The sequence below is a fragment of the Nonomuraea rhodomycinica genome, assembly GCF_013363995.1.
Taxonomy (GTDB): domain Bacteria; phylum Actinomycetota; class Actinomycetes; order Streptosporangiales; family Streptosporangiaceae; genus Nonomuraea; species Nonomuraea rhodomycinica.
The window spans coordinates 230,586-254,072 of the sequence record NZ_JABWGO010000003.1 but is presented as its reverse complement, the minus strand read 5'-3'; the positions used below and the strand labels follow the sequence as shown (position 1 = coordinate 254,072).

Here is a 23,487-nt window from a genome sequence, read left to right as displayed (position 1 = left end):
TCAGCCCTTCCCCGTCCGGTCGCCTTGCCGCCTGCCCCGCCACACGGCGACGCCCACGGCCGCCACGCCCATCAGCGCCAGCGCCCACTCGGGCAGCGCGCCGACCCGGGTGGCGATCGTCTCGCGGGTGCGCACGGGCACCGTCACCACGTTCATGTCCGCGACGAGCTCGCGGGTACGCCAGGAGACCTTACCGTCCGGCGTGACGTACGCGGAGATCCCCGTGGTCGCGGCCGTCACGACCGCGCGGTTGTGCTCCACGGCCCGGATCTGCGACATCGCGAGCTGCTGGGGCGGCAGGTTGGACAGCGCGTAGGAGGCGTTGTTGGTCTGCACCACGATCGGGCTCGCGCCGGTGCGCACGGTGCCGCGGACCGTGCCGTCGTAGGCCACCTCGTAACAGTTGACCGCGCCGACCGTCACGGGCCCCATCTTCAGGTCGCCCGGCCTGGTGCCGGGCACCGACTGCCGGCCGACCAGGCTCGCCCGCTCCCACAGCGCCAGCACGATGTCCTTGAACGGGGTGTACTCGCCGAAGGGCACCAGGTTCTGCTTGTCGTAGTGGGCGCCGGGCCCGGTGACCGGGTCCCAGACGAGGCTGCGGGTGGCGCGCTCGGTGTCGCCGATGGCCACGACCGCGCCGACCAGGGTGGGCACGCCCACGGCCTTGACCGAGGCGTCGATGGTCGCGCGGGCGAACGCGTCGCGGTAGGGGTCGATGTCGGTGGAGTTCTCCGGCAGGACGACGAGGTCGGGCCGGGGCAGCTTGCCCGCCCGCACGGCCGCGGCCAGGCGCTCGGTCTCGGCGGAGTGGTTCTTCAGTACGACGGCCGGCTCGTCGCCGAGGGCGTACATGCCGCGGCCGGGCACGTTGCCCTGCACGATGCCGACGTTGACGGTGCGGCCCTCGTCGCCGGGATGGGGCACGGCGAGCGTGAGCGCGGGCACCGCCACGGCGAGCGCGACCGGCGCCAGCTTCCGCGCCCCACCGCGTCGCGCGGGACGGGGCGCGTACGCCGGAAGGACGTGATTCACCAGGGCGTGAGCCAGTAGGGCGCCGGACAGCACGACGGCGAACGACACGAGCGGGGCGCCGCCGAGAGCGGCGAAGCGGGTGTAGGCCGACTCGCCCTGGCTGAAGGCCAGCCGCGCCCACGGGAAGCCGCCGATCGGCACCAGCCCGCGCGCCCACTCCATCGCCACCCACAGCCCGGCGAACCACAGCGGCCACAGCCGCAGCCGGAACACCCGTGACGCCAGAGCCGCCATCCCGGCGTAGAACAGGCTCTCCACCGCCACGAGCATCGCCCACACGTCGTCGCCGATGGTGCGCACCCAGGAGAGCGTGGGCACGAGGAAGACGGCGGCGGCCAGGTAACCCAGCCAGGCGGCGCGGCGGGGGCGGGTGCCGTACAGGGAGGCGGCGACGAGCGTGATGCCGAGCGGCGCGGTGACCCACCAGCCGAGCGGCGGGAAGGCGAGGTACATCAGCACGCCGCCCGCGGCCGCGGCGACCACCCGGGCGAGCAGGACGAGCGCGGGCTCACGCGCCGGGCTTCCGGGGCCGGCGGCCTCCTCGGCGGGGCTGCCGGGCGGCGCGGTGCTCTTGGGCGGCCCGGCGCTTTCGGGAGCCGCGGCACTCGCGGGCGGCCCGGCCTGCGTAGCGCTCACGGGAGACGCGGCGCCCGCGCGGCTGTGCGAGACGCCGACACCAGAGGCGGCCTCCGCGCGGTCGCGAGGTGAGGATCCGGCGGCGGAGTCGCGAGACGCCGTCTCGGAGGCGGTGCCCGCGCGGCCACGGGGCGAGGAGCCGAGGGTGGAGTCGCGGGACTCGGCGTCGGAAGCGGTCTCGCCGGACGGGGCGTCAGAGGCGGAGTCGCGGGACGGAATCTCGGAGGTGGAGCCGCGGGACGGGGTCTCCGAGGATGGGCCCGCGGCGTTGTGGGGCCGGGAGGCGGCGGCGGTGTCGCTGGGGTCAGGGGGCGCTACGTCGGTGAGGCCGCCCGTGCCGGAGTGGGACGGGGTGGTGGGACGGGGGCGTGTGGAATCGCCGCCGATGGGCGGTAGGCCCGTCCTTTCCTTCACCACTCCGCCTGCTCCCCTTCCGCCGCGGGCGGTCCCCGCGGAGCCCCGCCGGTGCCCGGGGCGAAACGCGTTCTTGCCGAAACGGTACCGCTCCTGGGCGACCGTCCGGTCGCGAGGCGCGTCCCCCTCCGAGAATAGGGGGCCCAGGCAGGGGCGACACCCCGGCGTCGGGGAGCGATGGGGCATGGTCGCGGGGCGACGGGCGGGCGGGGGGCGGATCGCGGGTGGCGAGGCTGGGAGCGGCTGGGTGATCCCCGGTCAGACGGAGCCGTGGGACCACCCGGCGCTGATGGCGATCCTGCGCACGAGAGCGGGAAGAGGGCCCGGAAACCCTTCGGACCGGACCCGTCTCGTCGGCGGCGAGCGCGGAATTCCGTTGTCTACTGGGCTACCGGGCCCGTCCCGGGTCCAACCCCCCGCCCGGCTGGGGTGCCCCGACTCGACGGACCGACGGCCCTGCACCTGGCTGTGTGGACGGAGTCACGCTCCGTCACGGACGCAGGATCCGACGATGTCAGAGACGGCCAACCGGCCAAGTCCCGTGCTGGACTGCGCAGCAAACTACCGACTCCACCTCAGATGTCAACCGTGTCCCGATCAGCGGGAACATCAAGTTTTCGCAGGTAGGACATGCTTGGCCTGCCACCCCCAAGCGCCCTAAAGACCATTTGTCGGGAGATGTCCCTGCGGCGAGAGGCCCGCCCGCCCCCGCGCCGGGAGGTCCGCCAGCGGCTCCGGCAGCGGCTCCTCGTGGACGACGCCCAGCCGGCGCGTGGCCCGGGTCAGCGCGACGTACAGGTCGTTGAGCCCGCGCGGCGACTGGGCGACGACGCGGCCGGGCTCGGCCACGATCACCGAGTCGAACTCCAGCCCCTTGGCCTCGGCGACGCCCATGACGGCCACCGGCGCGTCGAGGGCCGCCGCTCCCCCGCTCCGGCCGGAGCCGGGCGCGACCACGACCGCGCCGTCCACGGCCCGCGAGACCGCCGCGCCGATGCCGGCCAGCAGCGCGTCGGGCGCCACGACGGCGACCTTGCCGCCCTCGGCCGCCTCCGCCTTGACCAGCTCGGGCAGCTCCGCGAGCGGCGCCGCCCACGGCCGCGCGCCGGTCTCGCGCACCGAGGCGGGCGGCTCCAGCGCCGGGTCGATGGCGGCCAGTACCCGGGCGGCGACCTCCATGAGCTCGACCGGCGTGCGGTAGTTGACGGTCAGCCGCTCCTGGCGCCACCGCCCGGCCACGTACGGGTCGAGCACCTCCCCCCAGGACCGGGCGCCGGCCGCGGACCCGGTCTGGGCGACGTCGCCGACGATGGTCATCGACCGGGTGGGAACCCGCCGCATGACGGCCCGCCACGCCATCGGCGACAGCTCCTGCGCCTCGTCCACGATGACGTGGCCGTAGGCCCAGGAGCGGTCGGCGGCGGCGCGCTCGGCGGTGGTGAGGTAGGGGCCCTCGCCGCGCTGGCGCTCGGCCAGCCGTTCGGCCTCCATGACGTCGGACAGGCCGGTCAGCTCCAGCACCTCGCGCGCGTAGGCCAGTTCGGCCTCGCGCTCGTGCTCCTCGGCCTGCAGCGCGGTGGCGCGCAGCACCTGCTCGTCGATCTCGCCGAGCAGCTCGGCGGCCTCGTCCAGCAGCGGCACGTCCGACTCGGTCCACGGGGCGCCGCCGTCGCGGCGCAGCAGCGCGCGTTCCTCGGGGGTGAGCGCGGCGGCGGCGTGGCCGAGCTGTTCGGGCGAGCCGTACAGGCCGAGCAGCAGCCGCTGCGGCGTGAGGTACGGCCACAGCCGGTTGAGCGCGGACTTGACCGCGGGCTCGGTGCGCAGCTCCTCGCGCAGGTCGGCCAGCTCGTCCTCGTCGATGAGGCCCTTGCCGAGCTTGCGGGCGGCCTGCCGGGCGAGGGCGTTGAGCAGCGACCGGACGAAGACCGCGCGGGCCTGGTTGTGCGGGCGGCGCGAGCGGGTGGCCTTGCCCCGGGCCGCGTCGAGCATGGCCCGGTCGATGGTCAGGGCGTGCCGGCCGAGGTCGAGCTCGATCGGCTTGCGCGGCACGCGCTGCCGGTCGCGCACGGCACGGGCGATCACCTCCGCCATCCGCGCGTCGCCCTTGACCGCGGCCACCTCCGGCCGCTCGCGGGCGGTGGCGGTCAGGCCGGGGTAGAGCTCACCGACCGTGGACAGCAGCACGTCGTTCTCGCCGAGGGAGGGAAGGACCTGCTCGATGTAGCGCAGGAACGTCGGGTTGGGGCCGAGGACGAGGACGCCGCGCCGCTCCAGCCGCTCGCGGTGGGTGTAGAGGAGGTAGGCGGCGCGGTGCAGGGCGACGACGGTCTTGCCGGTGCCGGGGCCGCCCTGGACGACGAGGACGCCGTTGAGGTCGGAGCGGATCACCCGGTCCTGCTCGGCCTGGATGGTGGCGACGATGTCGCGCATGCGCCCGGTGCGCTGCTCGTCGAGCGCGGCGAGCAGCGCGGCCTCGCCGTTGAGCGTCGCGCGGTCGTCGTCGCTGAGCGCGTCGAGGTCGAGCAGGTCGTCGTCGACGCCGATGACCACGCGGCCCTTGGTCTGCAGGTGCCGGCGGCGGGTCAGGCCCATGGGCGCGGCCGGGGTGGCGCGGTAGAAGGGCTGCGCGACGGGGGCGCGCCAGTCGATGAGCAGCCGGTCCTGCTCGTCGTCCGTGAGGCCGAGCTTGCCGATGTAGAGGCGGCCCTCCTCGACGTGGTCGAGGCGGCCGAAGACCAGGCCCCGCTCGACCGCCCACAGCCGGGCCAGCCGGGAGGCGTACATGCCGGCGAAGGTGTCGCGTTCGGAGCGGTTCTGCATCGTTCCCACGGCGCCCGTGGCCAGCACCTCCTTGAGCTGACGCTGGGTGCGGTCGCGCAGCGTGTCGAGCCGCGCGTAGAGGCGGGCGACGTACTCCTGCTCCCTGGCGAGCTCCGTTTGACGGGTTGCCGCCAGACCATTATTGTTGTTAATGGGACACTCCGGGCCATTCTGCTTGTTGTTACGACAAACGACGACACTAGCACGCCTGTTGAGGCACTCCCATCTTTCCGCGTCATCCCCTTGGCCAGGTACGGTCACGGCTTGGTTTCGGCTCTTGACCAGGGCCCCGCCGGCTCCTTACGTTCGCGATGAGTTAGGAAAGTTTCCTAACTCCGAGGAGCGAAGGAGCACACGTGAACGGTCCGGTCCCCGGGACTCCGAGCCTGCTGCGCGCCATCAACGACCGCGCCGCCCTGCGGGTCCTGCTCGACCGCGGGCCGCTCACCCGCCCCGAGATCGGCGCCCTGACCGGCCTGTCGAAGCCGACGGCCTCCCAGCTCCTCGCCCGCCTCCAGGAGGCCGGCCTGGTCGTGCTGGACGGCGTCCGCGAGGGCCTGCCGGGCCGTACGGCGGAGGTCTACCGGATCAACCCCGCCGCCGCGTACGTGGGCGCGCTGGACGTCACCCCGGACCGCATCGAGGCCCGCGTCGCCGACATCACCGGCGCCGTCGTCGGCGAGCACACGCTGCCCACGCCGCGCCGCCCCGGCGGCGAGCTGGTCGAGCGGCTCAACGCGGCCCTGGAGGGCGCGAGGCCGCCCGGGCCGCTGCGCCAGGTGGTGATCGGCGTGCAGGCCGCCCTGGACCCGTCCACGGGCGCCCTGGGGTACGCCACGGCCAAGGACATGCCCGGCTGGCAGATCCCCGGCCTCGTGCCGGCGCTGTCGGCGGGGCTCGGCGTGCCCGTCGCGGTGGAGAACGACGTCAACCTCGCCGCGCTGGCCGAGCAGGCCCACGGCGCCGCCCGCGGCCATCCGGACTTCGTGCTGCTGTGGGCCGACGAGGGCATCGGCGCGGCCGTGGTGCTGGGCGGGCGGATGCACCGCGGCGCCACGGGCGGCGCCGGCGAGGTCGGCTACATGCCCACGCCGGGCGCGCCGACGGCCCGGGAGGCCGGGCGGTACGCCAACCACGGCTACCAGGCGCTCACCGGCGGCCCCGCCGTCCTGCGGCTGCTGCGCTCGTACGGCGTGCGCGGCGCCGACTTCCGGCAGGCCGTCGCCAACGCGGTGCGCGCGGCCGAGTCCGCCGACGCCGCCCAGTCCGCCGGGCAGTCCGCCGGGCGGGGCGCCGGCGAGGCGCGGCGGGCCGAGGACGCCCGGGCCGGGCTGCGCGACATCGCCGCCCGTCTCGCGGTGGGCCTGGCCGCGATCACCTCCGTCCTCGACCCCGGCCTCATCGTGCTGGCCGGCGGCATGGTGCTGGCCGGCGGCGAGACGCTGCGCGAGCTGGTCGAGCACGAGCTGCACGCCCTGACCATCCCCCGGCCGCGGCTGCGGCTGTCGTCCGTCGAGGGCAACCCGGTGCTCGCCGGGGCCCTCGACCTCGCCCTCGACCTGGCCCGCGCGGAGGTCTTCGGCTTCACGCCCGACCCCGTCCGGCCCGCCGCGGAGGACCCCGCGTTCCCGTCGTGAACTCCCCCCGTCCCCCCATGATCAGGAGGCACCCCCCGTGCGCTTCGTCCCCCTCGCGGTCGCCGGGCTCACGGCCCTGGCGCTGACCGCCTGCACCGCGGGCAAGGAGGCGGCGCCGTCGCTCGGCGCCCGCCCCGCGCCCGCCGGCTCGGCCGCGGCGTCCCTGCCGGCGGCCACCGTCGAACTGTGGCACGGATTCTCCACGCCCGCCGAGGTGAAGGCGTTCGAGGACGCCATCGCCGGGTTCAACAAGAAGTTCCCCCAGATCACCGTCAAGGCCGTCAAGGGCGTCCAGGACGACCAGATCACGCAGGCGATCCGCGGTGGCAGGGCCCCGGACGTGGCGGCCTCGTTCACCACCGACAACGTCGCCCAGTGGTGCCGGTCGGGATCGTTCCAGGACCTCACGCCCGTCATCGCGCAGGACGGCGTCGACCTCGGCGTGCTGCCGCAGGTGGCGCGGACCTACACCGAGTACGCCGGCAAGCGGTGCACGCTGCCGCTGCTGGCCGACGCGTACGGCCTCTACTACAACAAGGCCCTGATGAAGGGGAACGCGCCGCCCAGGACGCTGTCGGAGCTGACCGCGCTCACCAAGAAGCTGACGGTGCGCGACGCGAACGGCGACATCAAGGTGGCCGGCTTCATCCCGAGCTTCCAGTACTACGAGAACTCCCCCAGCCACCTGGCCCCCATGGTGGGCGCGAAGTGGTACCACGACGACGGCACCTCGGCCATCGGCTCCGACCCGGCGTGGAAGGAGCTGCTGCGCTGGCAGAAGGACCTCGTCGACTGGTACGGCTACGACAAGCTGGAGAAGTTCCGCAAGGGCCTGGGCGACGAGTGGGGGGCCGAGCACCCGTTCTTCGCCGGCAAGGTCGCCATGGTCGTGGACGGCGAGTGGCGCAACGCGATGATCGCGGGCGATCCGAAGGCCAGGGAGATGGACTACGGCACGGCCCCGATGCCGGTCTCCGACACCAGGCCGGAGCTGTACGGCAGCGGCTTCACCGCCGGCACCGTGATCGGCGTGCCCAAGGGCGCCAGGAACCCGCGGCAGGCGTGGGAGCTGGTCAAGTACCTCACGACCGACACCGACTCGCTGGTGACGCTGTCCAACGCGCTGCGCAACGTGCCCACGACCAGGGCCGCCATGGAGTCGCCGAAGCTGGCCAAGGACGCCAACTTCCAGACGTTCCTCGACATCTTCGCCCACCCGAGGACCTCGACGCTGCCGTCCGCCGTCAACAGCGTCTTCAACCAGGAGGCGCTGGCGACGTTCGTCACCAAGTGGGAGAAGGGCGCGGTGCCCGACCTGGACGCCGGCCTGAGATCCGTGGACAGGCAGATCGACGACAAGCTCAAGCTGTCGGGGAGCTGAGCGTGGCCTCCGTCGCATCGGCCGCGCCGCCGCGGTGGCGGCGCGGCGAGGGCCTGCGCGCCCTCGTGTGGCTGTCGCCGTGGCTGGCCGGCGTGTCGATCTTCTTCGTCTACCCGCTGCTGGCCACGGTGTACTTCTCCTTCCACCACTACGACCTGTTCACGCTGGAGTGGGCCGGCCTGGACAACTACCGCTACCTGCTGCGCGACCCCCGGGTGGTGACCTCGGCGCGGAACACGCTGTGGCTGGTGGCCGTGATGGTGCCGGTCCAGACGCTGTTCTCGCTGGGGCTGGCGCAGCTCGTGGTCCGGCTCAAGGCGGGCGTCGGCCTGTTCCGCACGATCTTCTACCTGCCGTCGCTGGTGCCGGTGGCCGCCGGGACGATCACGTTCGTGTTCCTCATGAACCCCTCGACGGGGCCGTGGAACCAGTTCCTGGCCCTGTTCGGCGTCACCGGCCCGGACTGGTTCGGGGACCCGGCCTGGTCCAAGCCGAGCCTCACGCTGCTGTCGGTGTGGAGCTGCGGCCAGATCGCGGTCATCTTCATGGCGGCGCTGCTGGACGTGCCCCGGCACCTGTACGAGGCGGCCGCGATCGACGGGGCCGGCGCGTGGCGGCAGTTCCGCAGCGTGACGCTGCCGTCGATCGCGCCGGTCCTGATGTTCTCGGCGGTGACGGGCGTCATCTACGCCGTGCAGTACTTCGCGCAGGCGATGATCGCCTCGCGGGTGGCGTCGGGCGCGACCGACTCGCCGGGCAGCACGTTCACGCCCGGCTATCCCGACGAGTCGCTGCTGACGTTGCCGCAGTGGCTGTTCCAGGCCGGTTTCCGCGACTACCAGATGGGATACGCCTGCGTGCTGGCCTTGGTGCTGTTCGCCGCGTCGATGGTGTTCACGCTGCTCCTGCTGTGGCGGTTCCGCCGTTCCGAGGGGGCGGCGTGAACGCCCGGCGCAGGCGGACGCTGCTCTGGATCGCCCAGCACGCGCTGGCGATCGTGCTCGCGCTGATGTTCCTGGCGCCGGTGGTGTTCCTGACGCTGACCGCGCTCATGACCGACGAGCAGGCGCTGACCAGCGACCTGTGGCCCCGGTCGTGGAACTGGGACAACTTCGCGATCGTGTTCGCCAAGTCGCAGCTGCTGCGCTGGACGGCCAACACGCTGGTGTACGCCGGCCTGGGCACGCTGTTCACGCTCCTGTCGTCCGTGCCGGTGGCCTACGCCCTGGCCCGCTTCCGCTTCCGGGGGCGGCAGGCGGCGTTCCTGTTCGTGGTGGCGGCCATGATGTTGCCTCCGCAGGTCGTCGCGGTGCCGCTCTACCTGGTGTGGGCCCGGCTCGGGCTGACGGACACGCTGTGGCCGCTGATCCTGCCGATGCTGCTCGGCGACGCCTTCTCCATCTTCCTGCTGCGTCAGTTCCTCGTGACGATCCCGCGCGAGTACACCGACGCGGCCCGGGTGGACGGCTGCTCCGACCTGCGCACGCTGCTCAGGGTGATCCTGCCGATGGCCCGCCCGGCCGTCGCCGCCGTCGCGCTGTTCCAGTTCTTCTACTGCTGGAACGACTACTACGGGCCGCTGCTGTACGCGGGCGTGCAGCAGGAGGGCTGGACCCTGTCGCTGGGCCTGGCCACCTTCAAGGCGTTCCACAGCGTGCAGTGGAACCTCACCATGGCCGCCACCCTGCTGGTGACGGCCCCCATCATCATCGTGTTCTTCTTCGCCCAGAGGGTCTTCATCGAGGGCGTGACGCTGACGGGAGTCAAGGGTTGAAACTCGCCGTGGTCGGGGGCGGCTCGACGTACACGCCGGAGCTGGTCGACGGGTTCGCGCGGCTGCGCGACGTGCTGCCGCTCACCGAGATCGCGCTCATCGACCCCGATGAGCGGCGCCTGGGCCTGGTGGCCGGGATGGCGCGGCGCATGCTGGCGCACGCCGGGCACCCGGCGCGGGTGACGGCCGGCTCGTCGGTGGAGGAGGGCGTCGCCGGGGCGAGCGCCGTGCTGTTCCAGCTGCGGATCGGCGGGCAGGCCGCCCGTGAGGTGGACGAGACGCTGCCGCTGCGGTGCGGCTGCGTCGGGCAGGAGACGACCGGCGCGGGGGGCCTGGCCAAGGCGCTGCGCACGGTCCCGGTGGTGCTGGAGCTCGCGGAGCGGGTGCGCCGGCACGCGCCGCAGGCGTGGATCGTCGACTTCACCAACCCGGTCGGCATCGTCACCCGGGCGCTGCTCGACGCGGGACACCGCGCGATCGGCCTGTGCAACGTGGCGATCGGCGTGCAGCGGCGCGCCGCGGCGGCCCTCGGGGTCGCGCCGTCGCGCGTCACGCTCGACCACGTCGGGCTCAACCACCTCACCTGGCTGCGCGCCGTCCACCTCGACGGGGCCGACGTGCTGCCCTCGCTCATCGACCGGTACGCGGACGAGCTGGCCGAAGGGGCCGGCCTGCGCCCGGAGCTGATCCGGCGGCTCGGCGCGGTGCCGTCGTACTACCTGCGCTACTACTACGCGCACGACGAGGTGGTGGCGCAGCAGCGCAGCGCGCCGCCGCGCGCCGCCGAGGTGTCCGCCGTGGAGGCGCGGCTGCTGGAGCTGTACGCCGATCCGTCGGTGGTGACCAAGCCGGTGGAGCTGGAGCGGCGGGGCGGCGCCTTCTACTCGGAGGCGGCCGTGGACCTGCTGGCCGCGCTGCTCGGCGGCCGGGAGGACGGCCCGCCCCAGGTGGTCAACGTGCGCAACGGCCGGACGCTGCCGTTCCTGCCCGAGGAGGCGGTGGTCGAGGTGCCGGCGTCGGTCACCGCCGCCGGAGCCGTGCCGCTGCCGGTGCGGCCCGTCGAGCCGCTGTACGCGGGGCTGATCGCGCACGTCTCGGCGTACGAGACGCTGGCCCTGGAGGCGGCGTTGCGCGGCGGCGCCGACCGGGTGCGCGACGCCCTGCTGGCCCACCCGCTGGTCGGTCAGGACGCGGTCGCCGAGGAGCTGACCGGGCTGCTGCTGGAGGCCAACCGCGCGCACCTGCCGTGGACGGTGGGCCGGTGACCCGCCGCAGGCTCCTGCTGGCCGTCGACGGCGGCAACAGCAAGACGGACGTGGCGGTGGTCGCGGAGGACGGCGAGGTGCTGGCGACGGCGCGCTCGGGGCCGTTCCTGCCGCACAGCGCCGGGGTGGCGGCCGCGGTCGACGAGATCGAACGGGCGGTGGGTGAGGCGCTGGCCGCTCTGCCGCCCGGCGGGGACGGCGGCCGGTTCGACCACGTGGCGGCCTACCTGGCCAACGCCGACCTGCCGGTCGAGGAGGAGGCGCTGGCCCGGGAGCTGGCCGCCCGGGGGCTCGGCCCGGACGTCGTGGTCCGCAACGACACGTTCGCGCTGCTGCGGGCCGGCGCGTCGGCGCCGTGGGGCGTGGCGGTGGTGTGCGGCGCCGGCATCAACGCGGTCGGCGTCTCCCCCACCGGCGAGGTGGCCCGCTTCCCGGCGCTCGGCAGGGTCAGCGGCGACTGGGGCGGCGGCGGGGGCCTGGGCGAGGAGGCGCTGTGGCACGCCGTGCGCGCGGAGGACGGCCGCGGCCCGGCCACGGCGCTGGCGGACGTGGTCAAGCGGTGGGCCGGGACGGCCACGGTGGAGGAGCTGGTCCTGGGCGTCCACTTCGGCCGGGTGGACGGGGCGCGGCTGCACGAGCTGGCCCCGGGGGTGTTCGCCGCCGCCGCGGCGGGCGACGCGGTGGCGGTGGAGCTGGTGCGGCGGCAGGCCGCGGAGGTGGTGGTCATGGCGGAGGTGTGCCTGCGCCGGCTGGGGCTGCTGGAGAGGCGGGCGGAGGTGGTGCTGGGCGGCGGGGTCCTGCGGGCGCGCGACCCGCTGCTGACGGCGCTGCTGGACGCGGGGTTCGCGGCGCGGGCGCCGCACGCCGAGGTGGTCGTGTGCGGGGTCCTGCCGATCGTGGGGGCCGCCCTGAACGGGCTGGAGCGGCTGGGGGCGACCGAGGCCGCCAAGGCCCGCCTGCGGGCCCGCTACGACCCTCAGGGGGCCGCCGGGCGCCTGGCAGGTGTCACCGGCCCGGCATGACCGCTGTCATGCGGAACCGGTGACAGCGTGGACTGCCCCGGCCGGGCCGGGACGATCATGCTGGTGGCATGACATCTCCCTCGATCTCCCAGCCGGGGCGCGGCGCCGCAGGGGCGCGCCGCGCCGCGCGGCCGGGCCTGCGCGCGGCCGCGGGCGCCGTGGCGGGCGCGCTGGTCATCACGACCGCGTTCACCTCACCCGCGCGGGCCGCGGGGCCGGACCCGGCGCCGCCCGCGCCGGCCACCGCCACGGCCTCGGCCTCGCCCGAGCCGGCCGCGACGGCGGCCCCGGCGTCGCCCGCGCAGGCCGCGGGCCTGGACCGGGCGGCGCTGCGTCGCACGCTCGACGCCGTCCACGAGGCCGGCATGTACGGCCTCTACTCGCAGGCGCGCGACGGCGGCCAGGTGTGGCGGGGCGCGTCGGGCGTCGCCGACGTGGTCACCCGCCGGCCGGCGCGGCCCGACATGCGCCACCGGGTGGGCAGCATCACCAAGACGTTCACCTCGGTGGCGCTCCTGCGGCAGGTCGAGCGGGGCGCCGTCGAGCTGGACGCGCCGGTGAGCCGCTACCTGCCGGGGCTGATCCCGGGCGAGCGCGGCGGCCGGATCACGGTCAGGATGCTGCTCAACCACACCAGCCACCTCGGCGACTACATCGCGGGCGCGTTCCCGTCGCTGCTGGAGGGCTCGCCCGCGAGCCTCGACGCCAACCGTTTCCGCCGGTTCGCGCCGGAGGAGCTCGTGCGCCTGGGCCTGGCCGCCGAGGCGACCGGCGAGCCGGGGGCGGTGCCGGGGAGGTACTCCAACACCAACTACGTCATCGCCGGCCTGCTGCTGGAGAAGGTGACGGGCGAGGACGCCGAGCGGGTCATCACCCGCGACGTCATCCGCCGGGCCGGGCTGCGCGACACGTTCTTCCCGGCCACGCCGCGCCTGCCGGCGCCGTCGTCGAAGGCGTACGAGTCGCTGTACGGTCTCATCGACCCGCCGCGCGACTACAGCGTGTACGACATGTCGTGGGCGAGCACCGCGGGGGCGCTGGTGTCCACCATGGACGACCTCAACCGGTTCTACCGGGCGCTGCTGCGCGGCGAGCTGATCGGGCCGGAGCGGCTGGCCGAGATGCGCACGACGGTGCCGGTGCTGGCGGGCGGCGGGCGCGTGGACTACGGGCTCGGCCTGTACCGGCTGGACCTGCCGTGCGGGCGCTTCTGGGGGCACGACGGCGGTGTCTTCGGCATGCTCACCCAGTCGCTGGTCAGCGAGGACGGCCGCCGTCAGCTCTCGCTGGGCCTGAACCGGGCGAAGTACCAGCGGCTCGGCGACGACGGCACGGTGGAGCCGAGCCCGATCGACTACGCGATGGCCGAGCACATGCTGGTCGCCCTGTGCGGCCAGGCTCCTCAGGCGCGCTCGGCGCAGCCGTTCCTGCCGTTCGGGGTGGACCGGGTGCCGCCCGGCCGCTGATCGCGTCTCAGGCCGTCGGGTGGTCGGCGGCCTCCGCGGCGATCTCAGGGGCCCGGTGCTCGTACGGGGTGCTGAGGACGACGGTGGTGCGGGTGGAGACGTTGGCCGCGGCGCGGATCTGCTGGAGCAGGTCCTCCAGCGCCACGGGCGAGGCCACCCGCACCTTGAGGATGTAGCTCTCGTCGCCCGCCACGCTGTGGCACGCCTCGATCGCGCTCAGGTGGGCCAGCCGGTCGGGGGCGTCGTCGGGCGCGGCGGGGTCGATCGGCTTGATCGACACGAACGCCGTCAGCGGCAGCCCGATCGCGTCGTGGTCGATGACGGCGGTGTACCCGCGCACGACGCCGCGCTTCTCCAGGCGGCGCACCCGCTGGTGGACGGCGGAGACCGAGAGCCCGGTCTCCCTGGCCAGGTCGGTGAAGCTCATCCGGCCGTCCTTGGCCAGCAGCGTGACGATCCGGCGGTCGATCTCCTCCATCGGTCAAAAATAGCCCGTCGAGGTCACGACATGGTCCCGACCGGGGTGGCGCCCCGGCGCATGGCGTGCTCGACGAGCGTGATGAGCACCTCGCGGCCGGAGTCGCGGCGGCGGGCGTCGGTCATCACGATGGGGATCTCGGGCTCCAGGTTGAGGGCCTGGCGGACCTCGCCGACCGTGAACTCGCGGGCGCCGTCGAAGCAGTTGAGCGCCACGACGAACGGCGTGTCGCGCTGCTCGAAGTAGTCGATGGCGGGGAAGCAGTCGGCCAGGCGGCGCGTGTCGGCGAGCACCACGGCGCCGAGCGCCCCCAGGTTGAGGTCGTCCCAGACGAACCAGAACCGCTCCTGGCCGGGCGTGCCGAACAGGTACAGCATGTAGTCGCCGCTGATGGTGATGCGGCCGAAGTCGAAGGCGACGGTGGTGGTCGGCTTGCCCTCGATGCCGGCCAGGTCGTCGATGTGCTGGCCGATCTGGGTGAGGATCTCCTCGGTGCGCAGCGGCCGGGTCTCGGACACGGCGGTCACCATCGTGGTCTTGCCCGCGCCGAAACCACCCGCGATCAAGATCTTGATCGCGGTGGGCAACCGCCACCGATCAGAACGACCGAAATCCATCGAGCACCGCCTGTACATCCCTTCGCGGGCAAGGCCCTCGCCATGCCGCGCGCGCACAAATCCGCCCTGGGGAGCCTTGGTCGGCGGAGGCCTGTCAAGGCGCAAGAAGAGGTCGATCTACATGCCTGGCATCGGTCACCCTAGCAACGCCTCAAATTCCACTCAAGTCGCAAAGCGCCTCAGAGATCAATATGTCATACCAGAGCGCGGAGTGTGGGTTACTGACGCTCTTCAGGGGTTGGTCAGGAAGGGTGTCACGGCTTTCCGGCCGCCCGTTAGGCCGCGGCCGGAGACGGATCGGCCTCAGCCCACGTGGACGACGGGACGCCGCCCGGCGTCGGGCTCGGCCTGCCGCAGCACCTCGCGGGTCAGCGGCGGGATGTCGCCGCCGCCGAACACCAGGTAGCGCAGCAGCGCCCCGATCGGGTTGCCCTCGGCGGCCCAGTGGAAGTACACGTGCGGCATCTTGCCCGTCTGGTCGCGCAGGTAGAGCAGCAGGGCGGCGATGGCGTTGGCGACGGTCGGGCTCTCCAGGCGCAGGATCCGATACCCGTGCCGCTCCTCCCCCTTCACCCGGACCTCGCTGGCGAACTCGGAGGCGTCGGGCACCGTGACCTCCAGGAACAGGATGCCCTCGGAGGGCCGCAGCCGGTGCAGCTCCCACGCCTCGCGGGCCTTGTCGATGTACTCCTTGCAGTCGCGGGCGTGCGGCTCGTTGGCGATGAGGCGCAGGTCGCCCGACTCGTTGACGAACTGCCGGGCGAGGTCGTCCAGGGTGATCTCCGTGACGCGCAGCTCGGTGGAGCGGGTGGCCCGCGAGACGAGCGAGGTGATCACGATGGCGAGCACGAACAGCAGGGCGATGACCAGGCCGTCGGGCCGTTCGATGATGTTCGCCACCAGCGCGTACGCGAAGATCAGGGTGATGACGCCGAACGGCACGGCGGCCTTGAACCGGCGGCTGACCCAGGCCGACAGGGTGACGGCGACGGCCGCCGACAGGATGAGGGCGAGCACGCCGGTGGCGTAGGCGCCGCCCTGGGACTCGACGTCGGCGCCGAAGAACAGCGTGATGAGGAACGAGATCACGGTGAAGACCAGCACCATGGGCCGGGCCGCGCGCGACCAGTCGGGCGCCATGCCGTACCGGGGCAGGTAGCGCGGCACGATGTTGAGCAGCCCGGCGAGGGCGGAGGCGCCGGCGAACCACAGGATGGCGATGGTGCTGAGGTCGTAGGCGGTGCCGAACCAGTCGCCGAGGTACTCGTGGGCCAGGTACGCCAGGGCGCGCCCGTTGGCCGAGCCGCCCTCGGCGAACTCCTTGGGCGGGATCAGCACGGTCGTGGCGAAGCTGGAGGTGATGAGGAACACGCTCATGATGAGCGCGGCGGTGGTCAGCAGCTTGCGCGCGCCCTTGACCCGCTGCTCCAGCTGCCCCTTGACCAGCGGCATCACGGCGACGCCGGTCTCGAAGCCGGACAGGCCGAGGGCGAGCTTGGGCATCACGTACAGCGACACCGCCACCATGGCGACGGGGCTGGCGTAGTCGGCGGCCAGCAGGTTCTGCCAGTCGACGACCTTGGCGGGCGCGGCCAGCACGTGCCGGACGGCGGTGGCGACCACGACGACGTTCAGCAGCAGGTAGACGGCCACGAGCACGACCGCGATGGAGATCGCCTCGCTGAACCCGGCGAGGAACACGCCGCCGAGCGCGGCGATCAGCAGCAGCGTCACCGGGACCTGCCAGCCGGCCAGCGCCTTCGGCACGAACGGGTTGTGCAGGATGTGCGCGGTGGCGTCGGCCGCCGACAGCGTGATCGTCACGATGAACGCCGTGGCGACGAAGCCCAGCAGGAACAGCACGAGCAGCTTGCCGCGCCAGCCGGGCAGCAGCCGTTCGAGCATCGACAGGGAGCCGAGCCCGTGGGGGCTCTGCTCGGCGACCGCCCGGTACGTCGGCAGCGCGCCGAGGAGGGTGAGGGCCACCAGCAGCAGCGTGGCGATGGGGCTGAGCGCGCCGGCGGCGAGGGCCGCGATGCCGGGCTGGTAGCCGAGCGTGGAGAAGTAGTCGACGCCGGTGAGGCACATGACCTGCCACCAGGCGTGCTGGTGCTCGGGCGCCTCCTCGTGGTGTGGTCCGGTGGTGCGGCGATCGGAGCGCTGCAGTCCTTTCAGCAGCCACTCCCGTACCCCTGAGCCGGCCGTACTGACCACGTTCTCCCCCTGCGCGACGCGCGTCCCGCCCTGGGACGCCTTCTTGTGGTGGACAACTGTGCCACGCACGCCCGGGGTTCCCTCACCCACCCCTTCTCCTGTCATGCCTGACATGTCGCCCGCCCCTTCCCGGCAGGACGCGGCGTACTCATGTCCCGCGGGGAAGGGTCCGGGCGCCTCGCGGCTACTCCGGGGCGCGCTCCCCCGCCTCGGCGACGCCCTCCTCCGCCCACAGCCGGCGCATCTCCGGGCAGCCCGCCAGCAGCCCGGCGAGCGTCCCTCGCCCGGCGACCCGGCCGCGGTCGAGGACGACGATCTCGTCGGCCCGTTCGAGGGCGGCCCGCCGGTGCGAGACCACGAGCAGCGTCGCGGGCCCGCCGCCGTCGCGGGCGGCTGTCGCCAGCCGGTCCCACAGCAGCTGCTCGGTCTCGACGTCGAGCGCGGCCGACAGGTCGTCCACGACCAGCAGGTCGGGGGCCCGCACGAGCGCGCGGGCGGCGGTCGCGCGCTGCGCCTGGCCGCCGGACAGCCGCACGCCGCGCGGCCCCACGACGGTGTCCAGCCTCTCGGGCATCGCGGCGACGTCGTCCTCCAGCGCGGCCAGGGCCAGCGCCCGCCCCAGGCCGTCATCGGGCGCGCCGAGCAGCAGGTTCTCCCGCAGCGACGCCGAGAACAGCCGGGGCACCTGACCGGCGTGGGCCACCCGGCCGGGCACCAGGAACGTCCCGGGGTCGGCGACGGGCCGGCCGTTCCAGGTGATCGTCCCGCCGTCCAGCGGGACCAGGCCGAGCAGCGCCCGTACCAGCGTCGTCTTGCCGGCGCCCACGGCGCCGGTGACCACCGTGAACGACCCGCGCCGCACCCGCAGGTCCACCTCGCGCAGCCCGGCCCCGCGCGGCCCGAGGCGGACGGTCAGGCCGCGCGCCTCCAGCACCTCCAGCGGGTCGTCGTGGCGGGGCCGGGGCGCGACGGCGGGCGGCTCGCGGTGGAACCACACGCCGCTGTCCCGCGCCAGGTCGCGGACGTCCTCGTGCGGCGCCATGAGCCGGACGAGCCGGCCGGTGGCGACGGCGGCGTGCGGCAGCCGGGCGAGGATCCCGCCGACGACGCGCGGCAGCGCCGCCAGCCACCCGGCGTAGCTGGTGAACAGCGCCAGGTCGCCCACCGTGAAATCGCCGCGCCGCATGGCCGGCGCGGCCAGCACGAGCACCAGGCCGGCGCCGATCTCGACGGCCGCGTTCGTGACGCCGTCCAGCAGGTCGGTGGCCAGCCGGTCGCGGACGGCTGCCTCGCGCCGCGCGCGGTTGCGCGCGCGCAGCCGCTCCAGGGCGGCCTCCTCGGCGCCCGCGACCTTGATCGCGAGGACGCCGCCGAACAGCTCCCCGACGTACGCGGTGACGTCCGCGCCGAGCTCCCTGGCCCGCTGGTGCAGCGACCGGATCCGCCGGCGCAGCAGCCGGCTCGCCACGCCGATCACGATCATCGGCACCGCCAGCGCCGCCGTGACGGCGGGGTCGATCGCCGCCATGACGCCCAGGGCGGCCCCGCCGAACAGGATCGCCCCGGCCAGCGGCACCGCCTCGTCCACCAGCTCCACCAGGTCGCTCACGTCGTCGCGCAGCCGCGCGAGCGTGTCGCCCGGGGCGTGCGGCAGCCTGGCCGCCGCCGGGCCGGGGGCGGTCAGGACGGAGCGCAGCACGTTGGCGCGCAGCAGGGTCGCCGCCGCGTCCCACCAGTAGTCGCCGTACGTCCAGGCGACCACCATGGTCAGCCCGCGGGCCAGCTCCACGCCGACGAGCGCGGCGCACACCCACAGCACCTGGTCGGGGGCGGCCGGCGCCTGGCCGCTGATCCCGTCGAAGATCTTCTGGAGCGCGAGTCCGGTGAGGACCGGCAGCACGCTGACCGGCATCCACAGCAGCGCGCCCACCAGGAACCGGCGCAGGTCGAAGCGCACCAGCCCGGCCACCACCGTTCGCACGTCCCCGGCTCCGCCCGATCGGCTCATCGGGGCACCCCCGCCAGGTCCAGCAGCGCGGAGAAGCGGCTGCCCGGGTCGGCGGCGAGCTCGGCGCGCGGGCCGTACTCGACCACCCGCCCGCGCGACAGGACCGCGATCTTGTCCACCCGCGCCAGCGACGACAGCCGGTGCGCGACGATCACGCCCGTGCGGCCGGCGAGCAGCCGGTCCATGCCGCGCTCGACGCGCCGTTCGGTGGCGGGGTCGAGCCGGCTGGACGCCTCGTCCAGCACCACCAGCCCCGGGTCGGCCAGGAACGCCCGGGCGAGGGCCAGCAACTGCGCCTCCCCGGCCGAGACGCCGCGCAGCTCGGTGTCGAGGCCGTCCGGCAGCCCGGCCAGCCAGTCGCCGAGCCCGGCGTCGGCCAGCGCCCGCCGCAGCACGTCGTCGCCGGGCGAGGGCCGGAACAGGGTGAGGTTGTCGCGGACGCTCGCGTCGAACAGCCGCACGTCCTGCGTGACCGCGTACACCCGCCGGCGCAGGGAGCCCTCGTCCGCGTCCCGCAGGTCCACGCCGCCCACCCGCACCGCGCCCGCCACCGGGTCGTACAGGCGCAGCGCGAGCCGCGTGATCGTGGTCTTGCCGCTGCCGGTGCGGCCCACCAGCCCGAGCGTCTCGCCCGGCGCCAGCCTCAGCGTGACGTCCGACAGCACCCGCCCGCCGCCGCCCTGCTCGGGGGCGTCGTAGGCGAAGGCGACCCCGTCCAGCTCCAGGGCGAGCGGCCCTTCCTCCGGCAGCCGGCGGGGCCGCGCGGGCGCGGGCAGGGTGCGCCGCTCGGCCAGCAGGCCGCCGATGCGGTGGAACCCGGCGAGAGCGCCCTGGTAGTCGCGTAACCGGTCGATGAGCCGTTCGAACGGCGCGCGCACCATCACCGTGCACTGGAACACCAGGACGGCGGTGCCGACGGTCAGCGTCCCGGTGGACCGGGCCCACGCGGCCAGGGCCAGCATGAGCGCCGTGCCGGCGGCGAACGCGACCGACGTGCCCGCGAGCAGGGCGCTGCCGATGCGGTCGGCGCGGTGCTCGGCCCGGTACCAGGCGGCGGCGGTGCCGAGGAAGCGGGTGACGACGTGCTCGCCGGCGCCGTTGGCGCGGAGGTCCTCGGCTCCGGCGATCCGCTCCTCCATCTCGCCGTACAGCCGCGCGCCGGCCGCCCGCGCCGCGGCGGCGGAGGGCACGGCCAGCCGCTGGGCGCGGGTCGTGGCCAGGCCGATCAGCACGCAGTACGCGAGCAGGGCGCACCCGAGCCGCGGGTCGGCGGCGAGGACGACGCCGAGCACGCCCGCCAGCAGCAGCGCGCCGGCCACGACGTCCATGAGGAAGGCCACGACGAACCCCGACACGGCCGCCACGTCGCCGTCCACCCGCTCGATCAGCTCGCCGGGCGTGTGCCTGCCGTGGAAGTCCATGTCGAGGCCGAGGGCGTGCGCGGCCAGGCGCTCGCGGAGGCGGTCGGTGCCGTCCCAGGCGAGGCGGCCGGCCAGCCGGGCGGCGGCCAGGCGGGCGGCCTGCCCGGCGACGGCCGCGGCGAGGGCGGCGAGCGCGATGAGGGTGAGCCGGCCGGTGCCCGCGCCGGCGATGGCGTCGTCGACGAAGCGGCGGGTGAGCTGGGGGCCCGCGAGCGGGAGCACGGTCATGGCGGCGACGGCCGCGCCGAGCGCCAGGCCCGCGCGGCGGCCGGGCCGCATGAGCCGCAGCACGAGCCGCCGGACCTCTCTGTCCGCGCGGGGCTCCGCATGGTCCGCACGGGGCTCCGCATGGTCCGCACGGGACCCCGCTTCGTCCGCACGGGCCTTCCGCTCGTCCGCGCGGACCTTCCGCTCACCCTCACGGACCTTCCGCTCCTCCGCGCGGACCTTCCGCTCCTCCGCACGGGCCTTGCGGCCGGTCACGCCGCTTTCCGTGGCATGCCGGTCCTCCCGGTCCTGCCGGGTCTCGGAGGTCATCGGCTACACCCTCCGCGCGACGTGCAGGAGGTACTGCTCGCGGTCGAGCGGGTCGCGCCCGTGGCGCCGCCTGACCGGCGCGGGCCCGCGGACCGGCCGGTAGCGGTCGAAGGACGTCTCCAGGACGCCTTCGCCCCGGGTCAGCGCGGGCACCTGCCGTTCCAGCCGGTGGATCTCGGCGGCCGGGATGTCGCCCTCCAGCTCGCACCACGCGCCCCGCCACGCCGTGCCCCCGTGGACGGCGCGCAGCCGCCCCAGGACGGCCACCGCCTGCGCGACGGTGTCGGCCGGCACCTCCAGGTGGAAGCGGTGGACCGGCTCGCACACGACCGTCCCGGCCCGCCGCAGCGCGCTCATCAGCACCAGCGGCGTCAGGAGCCGGAAGTCGCGGGCCGTGGAGGCCGGCGAGACGTAGCCGGAGCGGGTCAGGGTGACCGCGCAGTCCACGACCTCCCAGCCGCGCAGGCCCTGGCGCAGGGTCTCGCGCACGGTGCCGCCGATCGCCTCGGCCAGCTCGCCGGCCGACTTGTAGACGTACAGCGGGAGCGAGCCCAGCGGGGCGTCCACGCGGAAGGCGACGCCCGAGCCGGGCGGCGCCGGTTCGACGCGCAGCCCGACCGTGGCGACGAACGGGTTGCCGTCCTGGCCGAGCAGCTCGACGGCCTCGCCGGCGGCGGCGGGGCGTTCGACGCAGATGGTGGTGGTCTCGCGGAAGGTGACCTCCAGTCCGTGGTCGGCGGCCAGCGTCGCCTGGAGGACCTCCTTCTGCACCTCACCGTAGAGCGAGACGGAGATCTCCTGCCGCTCGTCGTCCTGGCGCAGGGCGATGAGCGGGTCCTGCTCGGCCAGCTCGGCGAGGGCCGCGCGCAGGGCGCCGCGCTCGGCGGGGCGGCGGGGCACCACGACCGTCTCCAGGCTCGGCGGCGCGAACCACCCGCCTCCCCGCGCTCCCGAGGCCGGCCCCGGACGGCCCGCCTCCCGGATCTCGTCGCCGATCCGCGCCTCGGGCAGGCCCAGCACCGTCCCGATCCGCCCGGCCGTGAGCGCCGCCCGCGGCCCGGCCCCGCCCCGGTCGAAGACGCGGATCGCGGTGATCCTGCCCTCGCGCCCCTCCGGCTGCTCAGGAGGGCCGAAGCGGACCCGCTCGCGCACCCTGAACGTCCCGGACCGCGCCCGCACGTAGGCGACCCGCTCCCCGGCCGGCCCCCGCTCGACCTTGAAGACGGTGCCCGACGCCGGCGCGCCCGCGTCGCCCTCGGCCGCCGGCAGCAGCTCCTCGATCCCGGCCAGGAGCGCGTCCGTCCCGGCGCCGGTGATCGCCGAACCGAACAGCACCGGGTACGCCCGCGCCCGCGCCGTCTGGTCCGCGAGCGCGCGGCGCAGCCGGCCGTGGGACAGGGCGGGACCGCCGGCGACGTAGGCGGCCAGCAGCGCGTCGTCCCGCTCGGCCAGCGTCTCGGCCAGGCCGGACAGGAATGCGGCGTCGCGGGGCCCGTACGGGACGAAGGCGGCCGCCCGCGTCCCGGGCGCGCGCACGGCGCCCAGCGGGACGGCGTCCGGGGTGAGCCGCTCCGCGACCGCCCGCAGGACCCGGCCGGGGTCCGCGCCGGAACGGTCGATCTTGTTGACGAAGATGATCGCGGGGATGCGCAGCCTGCGCAGCGTCCGCATGAGCACGCGGGTCTGCGCCTGCACTCCTTCGACGGCGGAGACGACGAGCACGGCGCCGTCGAGGACGCCGAGGGCCCGCTCCACCTCCGCGATGAAGTCGGGATGGCCGGGCGTGTCGATGAGATTGACCGTGACCCCGTCGGCCCCGCCGACGGTGAACGACACGACGGCGGACTTGATGGTGATGCCGCGCCGGCGTTCCAGCGCGAGCGTGTCGGTCTGCGTGTTGCCGTCATCGACGCTGCCGACCTCGTCGATGACACCGGCGGCGTGCAGCAGCCGCTCGGTCAGGCTGGTCTTACCGGCGTCTACATGCGCCAAGATTCCCAGGTTGAGCGTTCGCACGAAGCGTCATGTCCTTCACGTAGACGAAACCTCCTTGCTGGATGGACATGGACCTACGCCGCATCTCGGCCTCCTCGTTCGCTCGCCGGTCGTCGCGGGGAGTGAAACAGACGGCCCGCCCCGGGCACAACCGAATATCCGGCGGCCGGTGCGGAAGACTCGGTGTCATGAGGATCACGCTCGTGCGGGGGGACATCACCGAGCAGCGCGTCGACGCGGTCGTCAACGCGGCCAACCCGTCCCTGCTCGGCGGCGGCGGCGTGGACGGGGCCATCCACCGGCGCGGCGGCCCGGCGATCCTGGCCGAGTGCCGCCGGCTGCGCGCCGGCCGGTACGCCGGCGGGCTGCCGGTCGGCCAGGCGGTCGCCACGACGGCCGGCGAGCTGCCCGCCCGGTGGGTCATCCACACCGCCGGCCCCGTCTACTCGGGCCGGGAGGACCGCTCGCACCTGCTGGCCTCCTGCTACCGGGAGGTGCTGCGGGTGGCCGACGAGCTGGAGGCGGTCACCCTGGCGCTGCCCGCGGTGTCGGCGGGCATCTACGGCTGGCCCGTGGCCGACGCGGCCCGCATCGCGGTGACCACCGTGGGGGCCACCCGCACGGGGGTGGAGGAGGCGCGGTTCGTGCTGTTCACGGCCGACGTCCACGCCGCCTTCGCCCGCGCCCTGGAGGCCGCGGGCCGGTGACCCCGGCCGCCGACGAGCGGGCGGTTCCGGCGGGCGGGTGACCCCGGCCGCCGACGAGCG

16 protein-coding genes are annotated in these 23,487 nt (G+C 74.6%); 8 read left to right on the top strand and 8 right to left on the bottom strand.

Annotated features, from left to right (window positions below):
* Both lnt and HT134_RS16920 read right to left on the bottom strand, forming a co-directional pair.
* Positions 1–1,671 (bottom strand): apolipoprotein N-acyltransferase, encoded by a 1,671-nt coding sequence (lnt, locus tag HT134_RS16925; RefSeq protein WP_312888177.1) that lies wholly within the window; start codon positions 1,669–1,671, stop codon positions 1–3.
* Between the two features lie 1,071 nt (positions 1,672–2,742).
* A complete protein-coding gene (locus tag HT134_RS16920; protein WP_217708037.1) occupies positions 2,743–5,040 on the bottom strand; it encodes an ATP-binding domain-containing protein in 2,298 nt (765 codons plus the stop codon).
* Between the two features lie 221 nt (positions 5,041–5,261).
* On the opposite strand from HT134_RS16920, the gene HT134_RS16915 reads away from it, so the two are divergent.
* The 7 genes from HT134_RS16915 to HT134_RS16885 all read left to right on the top strand — a co-directional run bounded on the left by HT134_RS16915 (position 5,262) and on the right by HT134_RS16885 (position 13,450).
* Positions 5,262–6,542: an ROK family transcriptional regulator gene (locus tag HT134_RS16915; RefSeq protein WP_175601337.1), complete on the top strand. Its 1,281-nt coding sequence runs from the start codon at positions 5,262–5,264 to the stop codon at positions 6,540–6,542.
* A gap of 37 nt (positions 6,543–6,579) precedes the next feature.
* Positions 6,580–7,923: an extracellular solute-binding protein gene (locus tag HT134_RS16910; protein ID WP_175601336.1), complete on the top strand. Its 1,344-nt coding sequence runs from the start codon at positions 6,580–6,582 to the stop codon at positions 7,921–7,923.
* A 2-nt stretch (positions 7,924–7,925) separates the two neighbouring features.
* The gene (locus tag HT134_RS16905; RefSeq protein WP_312888175.1) at positions 7,926–8,867 is read left to right on the top strand and encodes a carbohydrate ABC transporter permease; all 942 of its coding nucleotides are present in this window, start codon (positions 7,926–7,928) and stop codon (positions 8,865–8,867) included.
* Positions 8,864–9,697, top strand: coding sequence for a carbohydrate ABC transporter permease (locus HT134_RS16900; RefSeq protein ID WP_175601335.1), 834 nt, complete (start codon positions 8,864–8,866; stop codon positions 9,695–9,697). Before HT134_RS16905 ends, HT134_RS16900 begins: the two co-directional genes overlap by 4 nt.
* Positions 9,694–10,962: a 6-phospho-beta-glucosidase gene (locus HT134_RS16895; protein ID WP_175601334.1), complete on the top strand. Its 1,269-nt coding sequence runs from the start codon at positions 9,694–9,696 to the stop codon at positions 10,960–10,962. The genes HT134_RS16900 and HT134_RS16895 overlap by 4 nt, the downstream gene beginning before the upstream one ends.
* A complete protein-coding gene (locus HT134_RS16890; RefSeq protein ID WP_312888174.1) occupies positions 10,959–11,984 on the top strand; it encodes an N-acetylglucosamine kinase in 1,026 nt (341 codons plus the stop codon). The genes HT134_RS16895 and HT134_RS16890 overlap by 4 nt, the downstream gene beginning before the upstream one ends.
* Before the next feature lie 68 nt (positions 11,985–12,052).
* On the top strand, positions 12,053–13,450 hold the full coding sequence (locus HT134_RS16885) for a serine hydrolase domain-containing protein (RefSeq protein WP_175601333.1): 1,398 nt from the start codon (positions 12,053–12,055) through the stop codon (positions 13,448–13,450).
* A gap of 7 nt (positions 13,451–13,457) precedes the next feature.
* Here HT134_RS16885 and HT134_RS16880 read toward each other — a convergent pair whose 3' ends face one another.
* The 6 genes from HT134_RS16880 to HT134_RS16855 all read right to left on the bottom strand — a co-directional run bounded on the left by HT134_RS16880 (position 13,458) and on the right by HT134_RS16855 (position 22,741).
* Entirely contained in the window at positions 13,458–13,928 is a 471-nt protein-coding gene (locus tag HT134_RS16880; protein WP_175601332.1) for an Lrp/AsnC family transcriptional regulator, read from the bottom strand.
* A gap of 23 nt (positions 13,929–13,951) precedes the next feature.
* A complete protein-coding gene (locus tag HT134_RS16875; protein ID WP_175601331.1) occupies positions 13,952–14,545 on the bottom strand; it encodes a GTP-binding protein in 594 nt (197 codons plus the stop codon).
* Positions 14,546–14,848: 303 nt separating this feature from the next.
* Positions 14,849–16,828 carry an SLC5/6 family protein gene (locus tag HT134_RS16870; RefSeq protein ID WP_312888173.1) on the bottom strand — a complete coding sequence of 660 codons (1,980 nt, stop codon included), beginning with the start codon at positions 16,826–16,828 and terminating at the stop codon, positions 14,849–14,851.
* 115 nt (positions 16,829–16,943) lie between these two features.
* Positions 16,944–18,740: an ATP-binding cassette domain-containing protein gene (locus HT134_RS16865; protein WP_217707967.1), complete on the bottom strand. Its 1,797-nt coding sequence runs from the start codon at positions 18,738–18,740 to the stop codon at positions 16,944–16,946.
* Positions 18,741–18,763: 23 nt separating this feature from the next.
* Positions 18,764–20,725 (bottom strand): ABC transporter ATP-binding protein, encoded by a 1,962-nt coding sequence (locus tag HT134_RS16860; protein WP_217707966.1) that lies wholly within the window; start codon positions 20,723–20,725, stop codon positions 18,764–18,766.
* 3 nt (positions 20,726–20,728) lie between these two features.
* A complete protein-coding gene (locus HT134_RS16855; protein ID WP_175601329.1) occupies positions 20,729–22,741 on the bottom strand; it encodes an elongation factor G in 2,013 nt (670 codons plus the stop codon).
* A 167-nt stretch (positions 22,742–22,908) separates the two neighbouring features.
* Here HT134_RS16855 and HT134_RS16850 point away from each other — a divergent pair, with 167 nt between their 5' ends.
* The gene (locus tag HT134_RS16850) at positions 22,909–23,427 is read left to right on the top strand and encodes an O-acetyl-ADP-ribose deacetylase (RefSeq protein WP_175601328.1); all 519 of its coding nucleotides are present in this window, start codon (positions 22,909–22,911) and stop codon (positions 23,425–23,427) included.
* Positions 23,428–23,487: the final 60 nt, after the last annotated feature.